This window comes from Serratia sp. S4 (assembly GCF_000347995.1).
Lineage (GTDB): Bacteria > Pseudomonadota > Gammaproteobacteria > Enterobacterales > Enterobacteriaceae > Serratia > Serratia quinivorans.
This window is the reverse complement of sequence record NZ_KB661120.1, coordinates 178,179-196,519: the sequence shown is the minus strand read 5'-3', so window position 1 is coordinate 196,519 and position 18,341 is coordinate 178,179. Positions and strand designations below refer to the sequence as shown.

Below are 18,341 nucleotides of genomic sequence, written 5' to 3'. Positions count from 1 at the left end.
GGAAAGCGCGTCAGAGACGCGATTCCACTGGGAATTTATACAGAGTTCTGGCAGGGATTATAACAATGCTGTCAGCGATGCCAACTGCGAAATCTCAATATGTGGCAGCAACCGGCTGTCGGCGGCCTGCATCAGGCTGCGCTGGCGGTCGTTGATCCAACAGGCCTGCAGACCGGAACGCAATGCTCCGGCGACGTCGGTGGTCAAATCATCACCCACGTGAAGAATGCGTTCCGGAGCCACTCCCAACCGCTCGGCGGCCAGTTGATACATGTCCTGATAGGGCTTGGCGCGACCATCCGGCCCGGAACGCAGCACAAACTGGAAGTAACCATCCAGCCCGCACAGTGCCGGATCGGCATTGCCGTTGGTGATCGCCACCAGCGGGAAACGTTCGCCCAGCGCTTTCAGGGTGGTATGGGTCGCGTCCGGTACCTCGATGCGGCTACGCCACAGCGCAAAGTTCTGCATCGCCGCATCGGCGCCGTCGGCGGCTTCGGCATCGCGCAGCCCCTGACGGCTCAGCGCCAAATGGATAGCGCGCCAGCGCCACTGGGTGACATCGTGGTAAATCTCCGGATCCTGTTCACGCAGCTCCTGGCGCAGGCGATGAAAATCTGCCGACTGGAAGTGGTTTAGCCCGGGATGGTAATTCTGCAAAAACGCCACCGATTGCAGCTCGGTCTGTTTGATCACCGGCCGATTGTCGTACAGCGTGTCGTCCAGATCAAAAGTCAGCGCCGCCAGCGGTCGCAACGGACGATAAAAATGCATCAGGATTTCCCCCGTTTGGCGCGTGGATGCGCAGCATCGTACACGTTCGCCAGATGTTGAAAGTCGAGGTGGGTGTAGATTTGGGTGGTGGTCAGATTGGCGTGACCGAGTAGTTCCTGCACCGCACGCAGATCGCCGCTCGACTCCAGCATATGGGTGGCAAACGAGTGGCGCAGCTTGTGCGGATGGATATGGCTGTTAACGCCCTGTTTGACGCCCCACTCGGCAAAACGCTTTTGCACGTTGCGGGTCGAGATGCGCTTGCCCTGATTAGACAGGAACATCGCGTCGTCTGACGGTCCGAACAGATCGCGCATCGCCAGCCAGTGTTCAAGCCAGGTCACCGCAGTGCGGCCCACCGGCAGCTTGCGTTCCTTGCTGCCCTTACCCAACACCCAGATTTCACCGGCGGCCAGATCGACATGGCGACAGTCCAGCCCCACCAGTTCCGAAAGACGCAGCCCGGCACCGTACATGACTTCAAGCATGGCGCGATCGCGCACCGCCAAAGGATCGTTAAGATCGATATTCAGCAGCTGATTCATTTCATCGACGTCGATATTTTTCGGCAGATGACGGCCGCTGCGTGGCGTTCGGATCCCTTTGGCCGGGTTGGCAATCAGCATACCCTGGCTGACCTGCCAGTCGAGAAAACTGCGCAACGCCGACAGGCGCAGCGCGAGGCTGGAAGACTGTAATCCGGCACGTTTACTGCGCGCCGCAAGCTGACGGACTTTGGCGGCGTCCAGCAACGGCCACTCCGTGACGCCAATTTCCTGCGCCAACGCCATCAGCGCCTGCAGTTGACGCGAATAACTCAGTTGGGTGAGCGGGCTGAGCTGGCGCTCGACCTTCAGATAGCGCAAAAAAGCGTCCACCGGCTGTTGCAGGCTGGCCGCCAGCGGGATCATGCGCGTTCGACCCAGCGTTCCAGCAGTTCCGGCAGCATACGCGCCAGTTGATTGAGCATCACGGTGCCCATGCCCTGCTGGTAGTGTTGTGTATCGCGGCTGCTGAAAATCACCATGCCCAGCTCGCCGTCTTCACCCAACATCGACAGCGCTACCGAGCCGACCAGCTTGGCCTGCGGCAGCAAAAGCAGCAGCTCAGGGCCATTGAGGCTGCCGAGGAAATGCTGTTGGTCACCCAGGCGCTGAATGCGCAGCGGTTCAAACGAAGAACGCGTAAGGGCAAGGTGGGTGAAATCGGAAGGCGCACCGATTTTCCAGCTTTCAGAAAACAGGCGGATATTGGCACCGGCCAAACCGAAACCGCGCGCCCAACGCTGCAGGCGATTGAGCATATCCTGCAGGCTGTCGGCGGTGGCCAGATTGGCCTGTAAATGCAGCAGGCTGGCAAACAGCGTTTCGTTGGCGCTGGCCTGCTCCATCAGCAGGGTGATTTCTTCTTCCAGCCGGTTGATATGGTTGCGCTGGCGGGCCAGATGCCACTCGACCAGCGACACGGTACCGCGAACGGGATGGGGAACGCGCATCTGTTCCACCAACCGCGCATTGCGGATAAAGAAGTCCGGGTTTTGCAGCAGAAACTGCATCACGGTGTCGTCGTCAAGCTCAATGCCTGCGACAGCCTGGTCCTCAACACTCTTCATAGATGAATAAATCCGTCATATACATGGGTTGCCGGGCCGGTCATAAACAGCGGGCTGCCCGGTCCTTTCCAGCGAATATGCAGGCTGCCGCCCGGCAGTTCTACATGCACCTCTTCTGACAGCAATTCCTGTTGGATCCCCACTGCCACTGCCGCACAGGCGCCGCTTCCACAGGCCTGGGTTTCGCCGGCACCGCGCTCATACACGCGCAATTTGATGTGCTCACGGCTGACAATTTGCATAAAACCAATGTTGGCCCGTTCAGGGAAGCGTTCATGCCCCTCCAACACCGGCCCGAGCAATTCCACCTTGGCGGTTTTTACCTCATCCACCTGTAAAACACAATGCGGGTTGCCCATCGACACCACGCCGCACAGCACCGTATGTTCCGCCGCGCGCATGATGTAAGTCTTTTCTTCTTTGGTCGCGCGAAAGGGCACCGTCTGTGGATCGAAGTTCGGCTCGCCCATGTTCACGCACACCAAATCGTCATCGGTGACGCTCAGCACCATACGTCCGGTCTGGGTGCTCACGCGAATATCGCGCTTGTTGGTCAGCCCTTTCAGCCGCACAAAGCGGGCAAAACAGCGAGCGCCGTTGCCGCACTGCGCCACTTCACTGCCGTCGGCGTTAAAAATGCGGTAGTGGAAATCCAGTTCCGGATCGTAAGGCGGTTCTACCACCAGCAGCTGGTCAAAGCCAACGCCCAGGTGCCGATCGGCCAAACGGCGGATCAGCTCGGGTGAAAAATAGACATTCTGTGTAACGGCATCGACCACCATAAAGTCGTTGCCCAGACCGTGCATTTTGGAGAACTGCATATCATACTCCGCTATCCGTCTTGGTTTGCGGTGGCCTGTGCCGCCGCAAATAGGGTGTTACTGAGCGCTCATCGACGGTTTTTGCTGAGAGCTGGAAAGTTCCTGCTGATTTTTCTGTACCTGTTCGCCAGTCTGAACCTGAGTGGCCGGTTTCTTAGTGCTGGCCGGATCGGCTGGAGGGAAGTACAGCGGGCCTTTCAGACCACAGCCGGAGAGCCCGGCAAGCAGAACTGCCATCAGCGCATAGCGTAGTTGTTTTTTCATTTGCATTAATGCCTGTAATTCATGCGTCCAAGGTCTCTATAATCGCAGGTGGATCATGAAAAGCAATAGGAATTGAATATGAACGACAGTGAGTTTCACCAGTTGGCTGACCAACTGATGCTTAATATTGAAGAGACACTGGACGATTTTGACGGCGATGCGGATATCGATTACGAAACCAACGGTGGCGTAATGACGTTAAGCTTCGAAAATGGCACCAAAATTGTCATCAATCGCCAGGAGCCACTGCATCAGGTTTGGCTGGCAACCAAGACCGGCGGCTATCACTTTAACTACCGTGATGGCGTGTGGCTCTGCGATCGCAGCGATCGTGCGTTCTATCCGTTGCTAAGCGAAGCCGCCAGCGCACAGGCCGGCGAAGAAGTGAAATTTGCCTGAAAATAGCCGCACTCACCGGGGTTCAGTTAACTGAACCCCTGCGATATCAGTGCAGCTGGAACTGCTGTTTCAGCGGCTGGGCCGCGCCGTCAGTCAGCGGAACACACAGACTGGACAACACGTTACTGCGGAACGGGATCACCTGAGTGCGGCCATCAAGCTGCACTATCTGGTAGAACTGCGGCAAATTGAAGTTGATGAAGCTGGAGCCGTAGGTGAAGCGATCGTGCGAGGAAGAGTAGAAGCGGCTGACATCACGCACCAGCTCCTCTTTACTGCCTTCACAATGGTGATAAACCTCAACGCGGTTCGACTCATCCAGAATATAGATGTTAAAGCCTTTGTCGTCCGACGTGTCCTCAAAGAAGAACTGAATGATCCCCTCACTGGCGAAGCCATCCACCACCGGCGGCAAATGTACCTGATCGGTTTCCACTTTGATCGACAGGCCATGCAATTTGTTGTTGGAAATCGCCCCGTAGAATTCCACCGCGTTTTCCAGCTTTTGCACCGACACGCTCAGCCGCTCGAAGAACAGGCCCCAGGTCTGACCGGCAACCCGCACCGCCTTAAAGCGGCCCGGTTCCAGTCGGGTGCTGGACAAGCGCAGTTCAATGCACTCTGACACCAACTGCTGAATACGGGTACGGATCAAACCGCGTAGATGCTGGCTGTAGCAGAACACCTCTACCGATTCCGGTGGAGCGGCGTCCTGATGCATTTTGCCGAGAATGGTTTTCAAGGCTTCCAACACCGATTGCTCACCGCTGAAATGCAGAGTACGCACTTCGTTCCAGGAGTTGCGGTACAGCAGATCGATACTGCCCACCAGGCACTGTTGCTGCTGGCCGAAGCTGAACACATCGAGCTTGCGGAAATCGAAATGCACCACCTGATTGCGGAAGGCGGCGGTCGGATCGTTTTCCAGATTGACGATAATCGCCAAATGGCGAATTTCACATGGGCTGTACAGCGCTTTTGGCGTCGGTGCCGCCAGCCGCAGCGGGAAGTGGTGCGACACATCGGCCACCAACTCCTGCAGTTTGGCGGTATCACACAGGTTGCCGCTCTTGATATGCAAACGGGTCTTCGGCGTCAGCAGGCCGTTGAAATAAGCCCAGGCCACCAGCTTGTTCAGGTAACGGTTATATTCCAGCGGTTGATGGCTGACAATCGAGTCCATGGCCGGTGCCTGGTTGTACAGATACCAGCCGGTGCGGTTGGCGCGGCCAATCGGCACGTGAATAAAGGTTAAGTCGTCTTCTGACAGGTCCGGCGAAATCTGCGGGTTCACCAGCGTCACCTTGCCGGGCAGCGCTTCAAACGCGGCGTACAGCTTGCGGGTCAGCACGCCGATATCCTGCGGGCTGGCACTGACGCTGAGGTTGTTGCGACGGGCGAAGCGGATCAGGTTGCGGTAGCTTTGCATCATCGCATCCAACAGTTCGTTGTGCGCTTCCCGCACCCGGGCGATTTTCCAGTTGGCGCGATTATCCAGGATAGCCAGACGCTCTTCGTCCCAGCCCCATTCGCTGACCAACTGGCTGAGGATCTCACGGCGCCAGCCGACGCATGCGTTGGCACGCGACAGTTTTTCACAGACTTTAAGGTAGAAACAGCGGCGGACCAGATCGAGGCGGGTGGTATCGTTGATGGCGTTCAGATAATGCGTGACGCGTTCGAGCATCATACAGTAGGCGTCAAGACCAAAGCAGACGATTTCACCCTGATGCAGGCGCTGTTTGATGTCCATCGCCAGCAATTGAGTATTCGGATATTCCCAGGAGTACGCTTCCAGCAACAGGGTCTTCAGCACCGCCTTGTATGGCGAGTCGATGCTTTTGTACAACTGCCACAGGCTGGCACCGAAATATTCTTCCGCCGACAGCGTACCCAAACCACCAAGATCCAGCCATTCGTTCGGCGTTAGCGCGCCTTGCGAGTACAGCGACAACACATACTCATCGTAATGTGATTCTTCGTCGCCCGGCACCATGTTCCACAAAATACGTTTGCCGGCCAGGCGCACCGCGGTACGGTAAAATTCGTCCAGCAGCAGGATATGTTGGGTAGAACCGCAGTCTTCACCGCCCAGGCTGCCGCTTTCGTTATGGCGGAACCGGTTTTCATCGATCAGGAAGAAGCTGACTTCCACCCCCATCGACGCCGCCCATTTTTCCAACAGGCTGCATTTCTGCTGCAGGCGGTTACGCTCTTCGTTATCCAGCCAGGACTGGTGGCACACCCAGATATCGAGATCCGAGCTGCAACTCTGGCCGATCGACGATGTGCTGCCCATCGAGTAAACCCCGGTAATCGGCAGTTCACCACTGGCAGGCTTGTCAAACGGGCTGCCCCATTTGTCTTCTAAATCGTTGAGGTATTCTTGCTGGGTTTCATCAGGCGTGTAGATGCAAACGCCATGGGGAACGTTACCGTTCAGATAACCTGGCATCAGTGGGTGGTGGTGGTGCAATAAGGTAGGCAGCAGACTGTATACCCGTTGGAACGCGGGCTTCATGGCCGCTAGGGCGCGATCGATTCTTAATTGATTGATCGCATCCAGTCTCTGCTTCAATGTCTCGATGTAGAGGTACAAGACGTCTCGCCTGATTATCCCGGTATTTAGAAAAAAACCCGTATTCCATAAGCGCCGTTAGTGTTGGAAGAATATTTGGCAACTTATTGCTGGAAACGTGATCAATCTAACACCTTGCTGATTGACCGTAAAGGAAGTAACGCTTCACTATTATTGTAGCGCCACTCCAAACGATTTACCCGCAGTGTTAACTGCCCCAAAACACATCACACGTCCCGTTGATTCCGTTGTCCTTTCTTCGCCTGCGGCTTCTTGCACTGACAGTTTTCACACTCAGTGGTAGGATGAACGGCGAATTATAAAAACGGTAACAAGCATGTTAGACAAAATTATTCGAATTGCCACCCGACAAAGCCCACTCGCTCTCTGGCAGGCACATTATGTGCAGCAGCGCCTGATGGCCAACCACCCTGGCCTGCAGGTTGAACTGGTGCCAATGGTCACTAAGGGCGACATTATTCTGGATACGCCACTGGCGAAGGTTGGTGGTAAAGGGCTGTTTGTTAAGGAACTTGAGCTGGCGTTACTCGATGGCCGTGCCGATATCGCCGTCCATTCGATGAAAGACGTCCCGGTAGATTTCCCCGCCGGCCTGGGTTTGGTGACCATTTGCGAGCGCGACGATCCACGCGACGCATTTGTATCCAATCGTTTCACCTCGCTCGATCAACTGCCGCAGGGCAGCGTGGTTGGCACCTCCAGCCTGCGCCGCCAGTGCCAGTTACGTGAACGTCGTCCGGACCTGATCGTGCGCGATCTGCGCGGCAACGTTGGCACCCGCTTGTCAAAACTGGACAACGGTGATTACGACGCCATTATTCTGGCGGTCGCCGGGCTCAAGCGCCTGGGTCTGGAACAGCGCATCCGCAGCCCGCTTAGCCCGGAAGAGTGCTTGCCGGCGGTCGGTCAGGGTGCGGTGGGCATTGAGTGCCGCCTCGACGATGAAACCACCCGTGCGCTACTGGCCCCACTCAACCATTCCGTCACCGAAACCCGCGTTCGTGCCGAACGTGCGATGAATACCCGGTTGGAAGGCGGTTGTCAGGTGCCGATCGGCAGCTATGCCGAACTCGATGGCGACAGCCTGTGGCTGCGTGCATTGGTAGGCTCCCCGGACGGCAGTCAGATGGTGCGCGGCGAACGTCGCGGCCCGGCAGCGCTGGCGGAACAAATGGGCATTGAGCTGGCGGAAGAGTTGCTGGCGCAGGGCGCTCGCGAAATTCTACAGGATGTTTATCAGGGAAATCCTCCGGCATGACGATTCTGGTAACCCGCCCTTCTCCTTCGGGAGAGCAATTGGTAAGCCGACTGCGTGCGCTCGGCCGGGTTGCCTATCATGCCCCGCTGATCGATTTCGCCCCTGGCGGCGATCTGCCCAAACTGCCGCAGGCGTTGCTGCAACTCAATGATGGCGATTTGGTGTTTATCCTGTCGCAACATTCAGTCAGCTACGCCAACTCGGTGATGGGGCGCGTTGGGCTGCCATGGCCGGCCAGGTTGGCTTATTATGCTATCGGCCGTAACACCGCACTGGCGATGCACCGTATCAGCAGCCTGCCGGTGGAATATCCGCGCGAGCAGGAAATCAGCGAAACGCTGCTCCTGTTGCCGGCGTTGCAGAATCTGGACGGTAAGCAGGCATTGATCCTGCGCGGCAACGGCGGGCGTGAGCTGCTCGGCAACAGCCTGAGTGAGCGCGGCGCCGCCGTCAGCTATTATGAATGTTATCAACGCAGCCCGGTGCACTATGATGGCAGCGAGCAAAGCGCCCACTGGCAACGTGCCGGTGTTGATACGCTGGTAGTCACCAGCGGTGAAATGTTACAACAGCTCTATACTTTAGTTCCTGATTACTACCGTTCATCGTGGCTGTTGCGTTGCCGCCTGGTCGTAGTGAGTGAACGCCTGGCTACCCTCGCCCAGGAATTGGGCTGGAGCACAATTCGGGTAGCTGATAACGCCGATAATGACGCGCTGATCCGCGCGCTACAATAAACCTGACTATGGGATGTGCCACTATGACGGAACAAAATACCCCCTCCGCCCCGGTTGAAGAGCCAACCCCAGTGGCTGATAGCCCCAAGCCACCAGACGCTAACCAGCGTAAAGGTAAAAATACCGGCCCGGTTTTGGGCGCGATCGCCATCGTACTGGTTATTGCCCTTGGCGCGGGTGGCTATTACCACACACATCGACAGGCACAGCAGTTGATCACCGCCAATCAAAACTTGCAGCAGCAGCTCGAAGCGCTGAAACAGAGCCAACAGCAGGAAAAAAACGCGCTGGAAGGCCTGTTGCAGCAACAGGGAAAAACGCTGGATGCCGCCGACCGCGAGCAAGCGACCCTGACGCGACAACTGAGTGAACTGCAAGAAAAAGTCGCCATCATCTCCGGCAGCGACGCCAAAACCTGGTTACTGGCGCAGGCCGACTTCCTGGTGAAAATGGCCGGCCGTAAACTGTGGAGCGATCAGGACGTGACTACCGCCGCCGCCCTGCTGAAAAGTGCCGATGCCAGCCTGGCAGACATGAACGATCCGAGCCTGCTCGAGGTTCGTCGGGCGATCACCGAAGACGTCAGCACGCTGTCCACCCTGACCCAGGTGGATTTCGACGGTATCATCCTCAAGACCAATCAGTTATCCAATCAGGTTGATAACCTTCGCCTGGCGGATAACGACAGTGACGAAGCGCCGATGGATCAGGACAGCGGTGAGCTGTCGAGTTCGATCAGCGAGTGGCGACAAAACCTGACCAAAAGCTGGCACAACTTTATGGCCGACTTTATTACCGTTCGCCGCCGTGATAGCAGTGCAGAACCTTTGCTGGCGCCGAACCAGGACATTTACCTGCGCGAGAATATCCGTTCGCGCCTGCTGGTTGCCGCTCAGGCGATCCCACGCCACCAGAACGAAGTGTATAAACAGTCGCTGGAAACCATCTCGACCTGGATCCGCGCCTACTTTGATACCACCGACCCGGCCACGAAAGCTTTCCTGGAAGAGTTGGATGCCCTGAGCCAGCAGTCAATCACCATGGACGTGCCGGACCAGTTGAAAAGCCAGCCACTGCTGGAAAAACTGATGCAGACCCGGGTGCGTAATCTGATGACCCAGTCCCCTGCCGCTCATCAGGAGGGATAAGCCATGTTACGCGTGCTATTTCTGTTCCTGGTGCTGATCGCCAGCGTGGTCGTCGGGCCGATGTTGGCCGGCCATCAGGGCTATGTGCTGATTCAGACCGATAACTACAATATCGAAACCAGCGTCACCGGCCTGGTGATCATGGGCGTCCTGCTGTTTGTCGTGCTGCTGGTGATCGAATGGATCCTGCGCCGCATCTTCCGCACCGGTGCTCATACCCGCGGCTGGTTCCTGGGGCGTAAACGCAGCCGTGCGCGCAAGCAGACCAAGGCCGCGCTGATCAAACTGGCCGAGGGCGATTACAAGCAGGTCGAAAAATTGCTGACGCGCAACGCCGATCACGCCGAACAGCCGGTGGTGAACTACCTGCTGGCCGCCGAGGCCGCGCAGCAACGCGGTGACGATTTCCGCACTAACCAATACCTGGAACGCGCCGCCGAAGCCGCCGACACCGACCAGTTGCCGGTAGATATCACTCGCGTGCGTATCCAACTGGCGCAGGGCGAAAACCATGCCGCACGTCACGGTGTCGATCGCCTGCTGAACCAGGCGCCGCGTCACCCGGAAGTGTTGCGTCTGGCCGAGCTGGCTTATCTGCGCACCGGCGCTTTTGCCTCGTTGCTGGAGATCCTGCCGTCGATGAGCAAGATCAACCTGCATACCGACGCTGAGCTGCAGGCCCTGCAGCAGCAGGCCTATATTGGCTTGATGAATCAGGCCATGGCAGATGAAGGCAGCGAGGGTCTGAAACGCTGGTGGAAAGATCAGAGCCGCAAAACTCGCCATGAGGTTCCGCTGCAAATCGCGATGGTGGATCACCTGATCGAATGCAATGACCATGAATTGGCGCAGGAAATCGTGCTCGACAGCCTGAAGCGTCAGTACGATGAGCGTCTGGTGTTGTTGATCCCGCGCCTGAAGTCCGGCAATCCGCAGCAGTTGGAGAAAGCGCTGCGTCAGCAGGTGAAGCAACACGGTGCCACACCGCTGCTCAACAGCACGCTGGGTCAACTGTTGATGAAACACGGCGAATGGCAACAGGCTGCCGATGCATTCCGGGAAGCACTGAAACAGCGCCCGGATGCCTACGACTACGCCTGGTTGGCGGACGTGCTGGATAAGCTGCACCGCTCGGACGAAGCGGCCCAAATGCGTCGCGAAGGTCTGATGTTGACCCTGAAGCAGAACGGCGAGTCATAACGGCATTATCGAGAGATCAAAGCGCGGCATGGTTGCCGCGCTTTTTTTTCGCCTGTTGCTTATATTCAGGCAAAAAAAAACACTTGCCGCGGTGGCAAGTGTATAAAAAAGCAATCAGGTCTAGAACAACAGGGGCGGTGCCTCACTCAACGTTATGCCCGGAGTGTGATGTCTGCGGCTGCAAGCAACGCTGACATCGTTCTGGTGGGCAATAGGCACCTTAAATCGGCTCTGCGTCATTCCCAGGGTTTATGAAGCCTAAGGCAAACATAAGAGGTGGAATGAGCATCTACGAAATAGATATTGCACTTGGCGTGCCAACTTTGGGAAAAGTGCCGTTTAGCTTGAAGGAAAAAAACTAACACTTTGAATTTAAATAGATTTAATCGTCATATTAAATTTATCGCCTCTCATTGGATATAATCCCACTCTCCTCCTGGCCCCAGCAGATATGTCGCCTTATAACGACGACTTAAGCCAAAGTGATTTTTATCTTATTAAATCATAATGTTATATGTCTCAACCTGGCGACAATGCGCCATGCCGATGTCGCTGAAAGCCAACACGCCTCCAGAAACCCAAAGCAAGGACAGCAGGAAGATACCGAGATTTGCCGAATGGCAGAAAGCGAAAAGCCCGTTCATTGCTGAACGGGCTTTTCTGAATGTGGTCGGCGAGAGAGGATTCGAACCTCCGACCCACTGGTCCCAAACCAGTTGCGCTACCAAGCTGCGCTACTCGCCGATTTCTTGTTGCAGATACTACCGAATTTTATCGCTTATGTCTATGTAAATATTAAATTTATTAGACATTTTGTGTGTGGTGCGAAGAGAGGGACTTGAACCCTCACGTCCGTAAGAACACTAACACCTGAAGCTAGCGCGTCTACCAATTCCGCCACCTTCGCACAGTCACAAAACAGCTTACAATTCTTCACTTCTCTTAGGAAGTGGGGTGGCTAATGGGACTCGAACCCACGACAACTGGAATCACAATCCAGGGCTCTACCAACTGAGCTATAGCCACCATTACTTCTTAACTTCACGCGGTAATACTACCACCGCAGCTCTTGCACACAAACTTAATGGTGCGCCCGACAGGATTCGAACCTGAGACCTCTGCCTCCGGAGGGCAGCGCTCTATCCAGCTGAGCTACGGGCGCATAGCGCCGTTGCGGGAGGGGATACTACGGTTTTAACCCAATCCTGTCTAGTGCTTTTTCGCAGAAATGTCGCGTTTGATTACGCTTTGCTCAGTCCCGCGCAGGAAAGGGCTATCCGTAGCCCTTTTTCACCGGTTATTGCTGGGTTTCTGTCCGTTTTTCAGCCGGATGATGTTTCTTGTGCATCCCGAAAACAAAGTAGCACAGGCTGACTGCCGCCAAGAATATTGCCCCGACCAGCAAAGAAATGCGGGTATCCGGGTTAATTCCCATGCCGATCAGCACGCAGACCAGAAAAGCGATGGTCAGATAGTTCACATAGGGGAACATGATCGACTTAAAGCTGTGGGTTTTGATCGCTTCCTTATGGGCCCGGCGGAAATACAGTTGGCTAATCAGCACCACAAACCACGGCACCATACCCGGCAGCACGCTGGCACTGTAGACATAGACAAATACCGCCTGCGGGTTGGGGATCAGATAATTCAGACCAGAGCCGACCAACAGGCAGGCGATGGTCACGGCAATACAGTTCACCGGCACGCCGCTGGCAGACAGCCTGGTCAGTGAGGCAGGGAGTTGACGGTTTTTGGCCAGCGCATACAGCATGCGCCCCCCGCTATACATACCGCTATTGCAGCCAGAGAGTGCAGCGGTCAGCACCACGAAGTTAATGATACCGGCAGCGGCAACGATGCCGATTTTGGCAAAGGTCAGTACAAATGGGCTGCCGGTGGTGCCGATACCGTTCCATGGGAAGATGGTGACAATGACAAAAATGGCGCCGACGTAGAAGATCAGGATGCGCCACAGGATGTTGTTAATCGCGCGTTTCAGCGTCACCTGCGGGTTCTTGGCCTCACCGGCGGTAATACCGACCAGCTCAACCCCCTGATAGGACGCCACGACAATACACAGCGCAAACAGGAAGCCCTTCCAGCCGCCGGCAAAGAAACCGCCGTGCTCGGTCAGGTTGGCAAAGCCGATAGGCTGCCCCCCATTGCCAAAGCCAAACAGGATCACCCCCAGCCCCACCAGAATCATCACGATGATGGTGGTCACCTTAATCATGGCAAACCAAAACTCCAGCTCGCCGTACAGGCGTACCGCCGCCACGTTAGCCAGCGCTACCATCGCCACCGCGATCAGCGCCGGCAGCCACTGCGGGATCTCCGGGAACCAGAACTGCACGTAGACCCCAATGGCGGTAATTTCCGAGATGCCGACGGCAATCCACATAAACCAATAACCCCAGGCCGTCAGATAGCCAAAGTAAGGACTCATGTATTTATGTGCATAAACGGCAAAGGAGCCTGCGACCGGTTCAAGGAACAGCATCTCGCCCATCGAACGCATAATAAAGAACACGAACAGCCCGGCGATGATATAAGCCAATAATACCGACGGCCCCGCCCATTTCAGCGTGCTGGCCGAGCCCATAAACAGGCCAACGCCAATGGTGCCGCCCAGAGCAATCAGCTCGATATGCCGGGCTTCCAGCCCCCGGTGTAGTCCTTGCGGTTTTTCAGTGTGTGGCATAAATCCTCGATAATATTCTTTTGATTGTGTCTGCATGCCGGCCGTTACCGGTCGTTATTGTTTTAATGAAAAATAGCGCAAATCATCTCCCGCCGCTCAGGCGGACATCAGCTTGTGATAGGACGGTCTTACGGCGGAGAAAAACGTCGTTCAATGCGGCCACATCTGGCGCCAACAGCTGGGGATAATTTCTGGGCGGTATCGTTTCGCATTTTGCCGCTATAAGCAAACCGCAATTTAAAACTTTATGGAATAAACATGGAGGGGTTTAGCGGCTGAGGTTATAGAGTGCTGGATAATTGGCCACAAAGCAGATTAATTAAACAACTCATTGCGTCGGGGCAGAAAAATCCACCCCAACGCCTTGATTACATCTTGCCGCGATAATAGTAACTCACGAACTTCAGCAACCGCAGTTGGCGCCCAAGACGGCTCGGCTGGCTGAGCAGCCGGTAGAGCCATTCCAGGCCGAGGTTCTGCCAGACCTTTGGCGCACGCTTAACGTGCCCGGTGAATACGTCGTAGGTCCCGCCTACGCCCATATACAGCGCTTGCGGATGCACCTTGCGACAGTCACGCATCAGGATCTCCTGTTTTGGCGACCCCATGGCGACCGTTACTATCGCGGCCCCGCTGGCACGGATACGTTCAAACAAGGCTTCACGTTGCTCCGGCTTGAAATAACCGTCCTGGCTACCGACCAGATTCACATTCCACTGGCTGCGCAGCTTCTGTTCGGTTTCTGCCAGTACCGAGGGTTTGCCACCTATCAGAAACACCGGTGTTCCCTCATGTCCGGCGCGCTGCATCAGCGCTTCCCACAGATCGGCTCCCGCTACCCGAGACACGTCGGCACCCGGATATTTACGGCGGATTGAGCGCACCATGCTGATGCCGTCGGCATACTTATACTCCGCCTCGTCCAGCAAGGCATGCAGCTCAGTGTCCTGCTCTGCCGTCAGGATTTTTTCGGCGTTCATGGCAACCAGCGTGCCGCGCTTGACCCGGCCACCGTCAAACAGAAAATCCATGCATTGCGCCATATCGCGAAATCCCCACAGGCTGAAACCACGCAGCTCATATTTGGGAACCGAGATTTTTGCTTCCATCTTATTATTACCCTTACAAAAGGCCGTCGGCCCGCACAGAAGAAGCAGGCGGTGTCAGCGTTCGCGAACGCTGCACTCGCGCCTTAATCAATCCGGCAGTATCAAACAGCCAGTACAGCAATTTTGCCATCAGCAAACAGACGCCGAAAATGAGGCAGAAGAACACCACCCGCGAGACAAACGAATCCACCCCTTCTCGCGCCAATACGATGATGTTGAATACCGCGCCAAAGCAGAAGCCCTGCAATATGGCGGCTTTATAACGGTTCGATTCGCTTTTGCCCATCTCATACAGCCAGTCGAACCACTTGATGATCATACCCACCAGCACCGCGCCAACAGGAATAAACAGCGCGCCGCCCATCACCACCAGCGAACCGATCAGCGTCGGTGAGATCGCCAGGCCAGAATGGTTATCCAGCACTTCCCAGGTGAAATAGTTGGCGGTATTGAGCACCGTGTCCGGTCGGCCCGGCCATAGCCAGCTCGGAATAAACACATAGAAATCACGCACTATCGGCGCCAGCCCCTGGAAATCAATCTTGTCGTAGTTTTGCAGCAACAACGCCAAATTTTCCCACGGAGAGAAGGTGTCACGCGTCAGATAGAGGAAGGTATAAAACGCCTCGGGGCCACTGACGTCCAGGCTGTAGCGCTTTAACGCCAGCCAGAACATGCCGACAATGCCGAACACCCCCGCAGCAACCAGCATCCACAGCGAGATCCAGCCGCGCACGATACCGATAAACAGGAATAGCGAGAAAGCGATAATGATATTGGCGCGGGTGCCGCCAACAATCACATAGGTGAGGATGCCAAAAGCTACCGTCGCCGCTAGGAAAAAGAACCAGGCTCGCAGATCCTGCTTCAGGAAATACACCACCAGCATCGCCGGAATGAAGAAATAGAAGAACCGCTTAAGCGCTACGCCCGACACGTCACTGGAGAAAATCTGGCTGTATGAGTTGAGCTTGAACAGCAGAAAACCGTTTTGCAAAAAGAAAATGCCGACGGTAACGATCGCCACCAATGCCAGTAAAATCCAGGTCAGATGGGTTTCAACCCGGTTCATGCTGAATACCGCTTTACGCGGTTGCACACTGCGCTTGCGCAGCCGGGTTTTATAGCTGACGTAGTAAATCGCATAAAACGCGGTGGCCGAGAGGATGGCATACAGCAAGAACTCGACCGGCACCACCTCAACGTCAAACTGAAACACCAGCAGGCAGGTCAGCGGGAAGCCGAAGTAAAACGTCAGCAAATACAACAGCGAAAAGAACACGTTGAAGTTAAAACGGACGCGCCGAAACTCCTGATAGGTCAACGTCAGAACAAACAACGTGCCAATCAGGTAGACGACAAATAACCCGCCAAATTGCGCCAGCGTCATGAGTTATCCCCTGCCGCCAGGGCCAATGCCTGTTGCCAGCCATCAACGTAGTTGGGATTAAAGAAGGCGATCGCCTGCTTGTCCACTGACGCCAGTTGGCGTTGCGCTTCACGCACTACCGCCTCATCCAGAGAATCACCGTAGAACAGCACCGGCAGGTGCTGCTCCGCCAGATCCTGCCAGAACGGGTTCTGCCGACTCAGCACGAACGGCACGCCAAACTGGATCAACAGGCAAAGCGTGCCGATACCCTGTTGGCGGTTAAAGATAAAGTAGCCAAGATCGCACTCGCGCAGAATGTTCAGGTAGTCGTCGAACGCCACCTGCTGCGTCAGCACCTGCAGATTGCTGGCACTGAACAGCGCCAGCCCGGCAGTGCGGACCTGTTCAATATAAGCCTCGTTGTTGGCCGGATAACCCATCGGCAGGATCACGCGCACATCCGCGCCAAACTGTTGATGAATCGCTTTCAGTGCCTCAATGTGCCGGTTGGTGCGATCGCCGGAGTTACCCACCAGAATGGTCATCGGCCCGGCCAGATTTTTCTCGACGCTGATACCGGTCAATGCCGGGTCCATCCGCGTCGGGAAATACAGCAGGGAGGCAGGCACACGCGCATGTCTCTGTTGATAGTGGATCACATCGCCACGGGTAGCAAACACGCGTCCGACGCGGCCTTGTGCAATGCGGCGCAGCAAATAGAACAGGCGGAATTTCCAACTGGTGGCGTTTTCATACAGGTCAGCGCCCCAGATATGCCAGCTGACCTGATGGGCTTTGATTTTGCCGCTCAGCAATGCCAACCACAGCGTCGGGTTAAACTGCCCATGGAAGAAGAAACGCTGGTCGCGATCGGCCTGAGCACGGGCTATAACCGCCATCGCCAGGCTTTTCTTGTCCGGATGACATTCAAGGTTCAGCTCGGGGAACGGCCCTAACGCAGCGGCATCTTTGGCAGCTACCATGAAATGGCGTGTCTGATCGGACGGCAAGCGCTTCGCCAACACGTCGTTGAAGAAACGCAGCACCGTCTGATTGTGATGCGGGATGTCAGATCCCAATACGTGAATCAGTGTAGTCATACTCGTCTACGATAAAGAATAAATACGCAGCTACAGAGCGTGAAATACACGATGTAGGTTGCCATGTAGGCCTGTGCCGCACCCAGCGCGCCGTGCAAAGGGATCAACCAATGCGAGAACAGCGTCAACAGCAGGAACTGGCTGACTTCGGTCAGGATATAAAAACGCAGCGACGCCTTGGCAATAACCAGGTAGCCAAATACATAAGCACCCACCTTCAGCACATCCCCCACCAGTTGCCAGGCGAACAAATCGCGCATCGCGACGAACTTGTCCGTAAACAGCAACCAGATAGCGAAATCGCGTAGCAACCAGACCGTGAAGCTTGCTGCCGCCACCGCAGGCAGCACAAATTTTAGTGAGCGCACAATCTCCTGCGAGATAGCGCTTTTTTCCTTTAACCGCGACAGCGTTGGCAGCAGATAGACGGTAAACGAGGCGGTAATAAACTGCAGATACGCGTCGGAAATGCTGCTGACGCCCTGCCAAATCCCCACCTCTTCCCAACTGTAATGACTTGCCAGCAGGTTACGCATCATCACATAGGCCACCGGCAGCGTCACTGAGGTGATCAGCGCCATAATGGTGAACTTGCCGAGATGGCTGGCCAGCGCCTTGTCCCATGCCAGCGCCAAATAGCTCAGCGGCAGGGTTTTGCGTCGCCACAGCATAAAACCGGCGGGCAACACTACCAATGCCGGTACCAATGCCAACCCCGCCAGCGCACCTTCATAGCCGCCCAGCTTAAAGCACAGGTAGTAGGCCACCACGCCAATCAGGCTGCCGCCAATCACCGCCAGCGCATTGCCCATCGCATCGCGGTAGCCCTTCAGCACCGCCATAAACAGGTTGGCGTAAGCAATACCCATCTGAATAAACGCCACCGCCCGCACTACGCCGACATAATCAGCATGGCCGAATAGCCCGATACTGATAGGTTTGGCCGCGAACAAGAACACCAGCGCCAACAGCGTGGAAAAACCCAGCACTATGGTCGAGGCCGTGCCAACAGCCAGCCGCAACCGCTGCGGATCCTGATGATATTCGGCAACGTATTTTGTGATGCCGTTAAAAATCCCGGCACCGGACAGCACGCCCAGCACGGTAATCAACTGGCGGAAGTTACCCGCTTGCCCCACCCCGCTGGGGCCAAAGGCCACCGCCAACAGTTTCACCACCAACAGCCCCACGCCAATCTTGATAAGCGTAGAGCCGGCGGTCCAAATTGATGCTTTTGCCAGCGACAT

Annotated in this window: 16 protein-coding genes and 4 tRNA genes; 5 read left to right on the top strand and 15 right to left on the bottom strand. The window is 55.8% G+C overall.

Annotated elements, in window-relative coordinates; genetic code table 11:
* Window positions 1–57 precede the first annotated feature (57 nt).
* Genes yigB through SERS4_RS0101520 form a run of 5 tightly spaced genes read right to left on the bottom strand, consistent with a single transcriptional unit; the run spans window position 58 to window position 3,471 of the window.
* Window positions 58–774 (bottom strand): 5-amino-6-(5-phospho-D-ribitylamino)uracil phosphatase YigB, encoded by a 717-nt coding sequence (yigB, locus tag SERS4_RS0101540; RefSeq protein ID WP_017891273.1) that lies wholly within the window; start codon window positions 772–774, stop codon window positions 58–60.
* Window positions 774–1,685 (bottom strand): tyrosine recombinase XerC, encoded by a 912-nt coding sequence (gene xerC, locus SERS4_RS0101535; protein ID WP_012004655.1) that lies wholly within the window; start codon window positions 1,683–1,685, stop codon window positions 774–776. The genes yigB and xerC overlap by 1 nt, the downstream gene beginning before the upstream one ends.
* Complete coding sequence (locus tag SERS4_RS0101530) at window positions 1,682–2,386, bottom strand: DUF484 domain-containing protein (protein WP_012004654.1); 705 nt, start codon at window positions 2,384–2,386, stop codon at window positions 1,682–1,684. Before SERS4_RS0101530 ends, xerC begins: the two co-directional genes overlap by 4 nt.
* Window positions 2,383–3,207, bottom strand: a complete 825-nt coding sequence (dapF, locus tag SERS4_RS0101525; RefSeq protein WP_017891272.1) for a diaminopimelate epimerase — start codon at window positions 3,205–3,207, stop codon at window positions 2,383–2,385. Before dapF ends, SERS4_RS0101530 begins: the two co-directional genes overlap by 4 nt.
* A 57-nt stretch (window positions 3,208–3,264) precedes the next feature.
* The gene (locus SERS4_RS0101520) at window positions 3,265–3,471 is read right to left on the bottom strand and encodes a lipoprotein (protein WP_017891271.1); all 207 of its coding nucleotides are present in this window, start codon (window positions 3,469–3,471) and stop codon (window positions 3,265–3,267) included.
* Window positions 3,472–3,549: 78 nt separating this feature from the next.
* On the opposite strand from SERS4_RS0101520, the gene cyaY reads away from it, so the two are divergent.
* Window positions 3,550–3,870, top strand: a complete 321-nt coding sequence (gene cyaY / locus SERS4_RS0101515) for an iron donor protein CyaY (RefSeq protein WP_012004651.1) — start codon at window positions 3,550–3,552, stop codon at window positions 3,868–3,870.
* 46 nt (window positions 3,871–3,916) lie between these two features.
* Here the strand turns inward: cyaY and SERS4_RS0101510 are convergent, their stop codons facing one another.
* Window positions 3,917–6,469: a class I adenylate cyclase gene (locus SERS4_RS0101510; RefSeq protein ID WP_012004650.1), complete on the bottom strand. Its 2,553-nt coding sequence runs from the start codon at window positions 6,467–6,469 to the stop codon at window positions 3,917–3,919.
* A 316-nt stretch (window positions 6,470–6,785) separates the two neighbouring features.
* On the opposite strand from SERS4_RS0101510, the gene hemC reads away from it, so the two are divergent.
* Genes hemC through hemY form a run of 4 tightly spaced genes read left to right on the top strand, consistent with a single transcriptional unit; the run spans window position 6,786 to window position 10,812 of the window.
* A complete protein-coding gene (gene hemC / locus SERS4_RS0101505; protein ID WP_026142151.1) occupies window positions 6,786–7,727 on the top strand; it encodes a hydroxymethylbilane synthase in 942 nt (313 codons plus the stop codon).
* The gene (hemD, locus tag SERS4_RS0101500; RefSeq protein WP_017891268.1) at window positions 7,724–8,464 is read left to right on the top strand and encodes a uroporphyrinogen-III synthase; all 741 of its coding nucleotides are present in this window, start codon (window positions 7,724–7,726) and stop codon (window positions 8,462–8,464) included. The genes hemC and hemD overlap by 4 nt, the downstream gene beginning before the upstream one ends.
* Window positions 8,465–8,487: 23 nt before the next feature.
* On the top strand, window positions 8,488–9,612 hold the full coding sequence (gene hemX / locus SERS4_RS0101495) for a uroporphyrinogen-III C-methyltransferase (protein WP_017891267.1): 1,125 nt from the start codon (window positions 8,488–8,490) through the stop codon (window positions 9,610–9,612).
* 3 nt (window positions 9,613–9,615) lie between these two features.
* Window positions 9,616–10,812, top strand: a complete 1,197-nt coding sequence (hemY, locus tag SERS4_RS0101490) for a protoheme IX biogenesis protein HemY (RefSeq protein ID WP_012004646.1) — start codon at window positions 9,616–9,618, stop codon at window positions 10,810–10,812.
* Between the two features lie 667 nt (window positions 10,813–11,479).
* Here hemY and SERS4_RS0101480 read toward each other — a convergent pair.
* The 9 genes from SERS4_RS0101480 to wzxE all read right to left on the bottom strand — a co-directional run bounded on the left by SERS4_RS0101480 (window position 11,480) and on the right by wzxE (window position 18,341).
* Window positions 11,480–11,556 (bottom strand) — tRNA-Pro (locus SERS4_RS0101480).
* Window positions 11,557–11,632: 76 nt separating this feature from the next.
* Window positions 11,633–11,719: transfer RNA gene (locus SERS4_RS0101475), tRNA-Leu, on the bottom strand.
* Between the two features lie 43 nt (window positions 11,720–11,762).
* A tRNA-His gene (locus SERS4_RS0101470) sits at window positions 11,763–11,838 on the bottom strand.
* Between the two features lie 59 nt (window positions 11,839–11,897).
* Window positions 11,898–11,974: transfer RNA gene (locus tag SERS4_RS0101465), tRNA-Arg, on the bottom strand.
* A 135-nt stretch (window positions 11,975–12,109) separates the two neighbouring features.
* Window positions 12,110–13,513, bottom strand: coding sequence for an amino acid permease (locus SERS4_RS0101460; RefSeq protein WP_017891265.1), 1,404 nt, complete (start codon window positions 13,511–13,513; stop codon window positions 12,110–12,112).
* Between the two features lie 368 nt (window positions 13,514–13,881).
* Window positions 13,882–14,622: a lipopolysaccharide N-acetylmannosaminouronosyltransferase gene (wecG, locus tag SERS4_RS0101455; protein WP_017891264.1), complete on the bottom strand. Its 741-nt coding sequence runs from the start codon at window positions 14,620–14,622 to the stop codon at window positions 13,882–13,884.
* A 13-nt stretch (window positions 14,623–14,635) separates the two neighbouring features.
* The gene (wzyE, locus tag SERS4_RS0101450; protein WP_012004642.1) at window positions 14,636–16,012 is read right to left on the bottom strand and encodes an ECA oligosaccharide polymerase; all 1,377 of its coding nucleotides are present in this window, start codon (window positions 16,010–16,012) and stop codon (window positions 14,636–14,638) included.
* Window positions 16,009–17,094 (bottom strand): TDP-N-acetylfucosamine:lipid II N-acetylfucosaminyltransferase, encoded by a 1,086-nt coding sequence (locus tag SERS4_RS0101445; protein ID WP_017891263.1) that lies wholly within the window; start codon window positions 17,092–17,094, stop codon window positions 16,009–16,011. Before SERS4_RS0101445 ends, wzyE begins: the two co-directional genes overlap by 4 nt.
* Complete coding sequence (wzxE, locus tag SERS4_RS0101440; RefSeq protein WP_017891262.1) at window positions 17,091–18,341, bottom strand: lipid III flippase WzxE; 1,251 nt, start codon at window positions 18,339–18,341, stop codon at window positions 17,091–17,093. The genes SERS4_RS0101445 and wzxE overlap by 4 nt, the downstream gene beginning before the upstream one ends.

What these genes read in the sequence shown, in the direction of transcription:
- SERS4_RS0101460 (WP_017891265.1), bottom strand. Translation starts at nt 13,513, where the DNA reads ATGCCACACACTGAAAAACCGCAAGGACTACACCGGGGGCTGGAAGCC.
- wzxE (WP_017891262.1), bottom strand. Translation starts at nt 18,341, where the DNA reads ATGTCGCTGGCAAAAGCATCAATTTGGACCGCCGGCTCTACGCTTATC.
- hemY (WP_012004646.1), top strand. Translation starts at nt 9,616, where the DNA reads ATGTTACGCGTGCTATTTCTGTTCCTGGTGCTGATCGCCAGCGTGGTC.
- hemD (WP_017891268.1), top strand. Translation starts at nt 7,724, where the DNA reads ATGACGATTCTGGTAACCCGCCCTTCTCCTTCGGGAGAGCAATTGGTA.
- cyaY (WP_012004651.1), top strand. Translation starts at nt 3,550, where the DNA reads ATGAACGACAGTGAGTTTCACCAGTTGGCTGACCAACTGATGCTTAAT.
- hemC (WP_026142151.1), top strand. Translation starts at nt 6,786, where the DNA reads ATGTTAGACAAAATTATTCGAATTGCCACCCGACAAAGCCCACTCGCT.
- dapF (WP_017891272.1), bottom strand. Translation starts at nt 3,207, where the DNA reads ATGCAGTTCTCCAAAATGCACGGTCTGGGCAACGACTTTATGGTGGTC.
- SERS4_RS0101520 (WP_017891271.1), bottom strand. Translation starts at nt 3,471, where the DNA reads ATGAAAAAACAACTACGCTATGCGCTGATGGCAGTTCTGCTTGCCGGG.
- SERS4_RS0101445 (WP_017891263.1), bottom strand. Translation starts at nt 17,094, where the DNA reads ATGACTACACTGATTCACGTATTGGGATCTGACATCCCGCATCACAAT.
- xerC (WP_012004655.1), bottom strand. Translation starts at nt 1,685, where the DNA reads ATGATCCCGCTGGCGGCCAGCCTGCAACAGCCGGTGGACGCTTTTTTG.
- yigB (WP_017891273.1), bottom strand. Translation starts at nt 774, where the DNA reads ATGCATTTTTATCGTCCGTTGCGACCGCTGGCGGCGCTGACTTTTGAT.
- SERS4_RS0101530 (WP_012004654.1), bottom strand. Translation starts at nt 2,386, where the DNA reads ATGAAGAGTGTTGAGGACCAGGCTGTCGCAGGCATTGAGCTTGACGAC.
- wzyE (WP_012004642.1), bottom strand. Translation starts at nt 16,012, where the DNA reads ATGACGCTGGCGCAATTTGGCGGGTTATTTGTCGTCTACCTGATTGGC.
- hemX (WP_017891267.1), top strand. Translation starts at nt 8,488, where the DNA reads ATGACGGAACAAAATACCCCCTCCGCCCCGGTTGAAGAGCCAACCCCA.
- wecG (WP_017891264.1), bottom strand. Translation starts at nt 14,622, where the DNA reads ATGGAAGCAAAAATCTCGGTTCCCAAATATGAGCTGCGTGGTTTCAGC.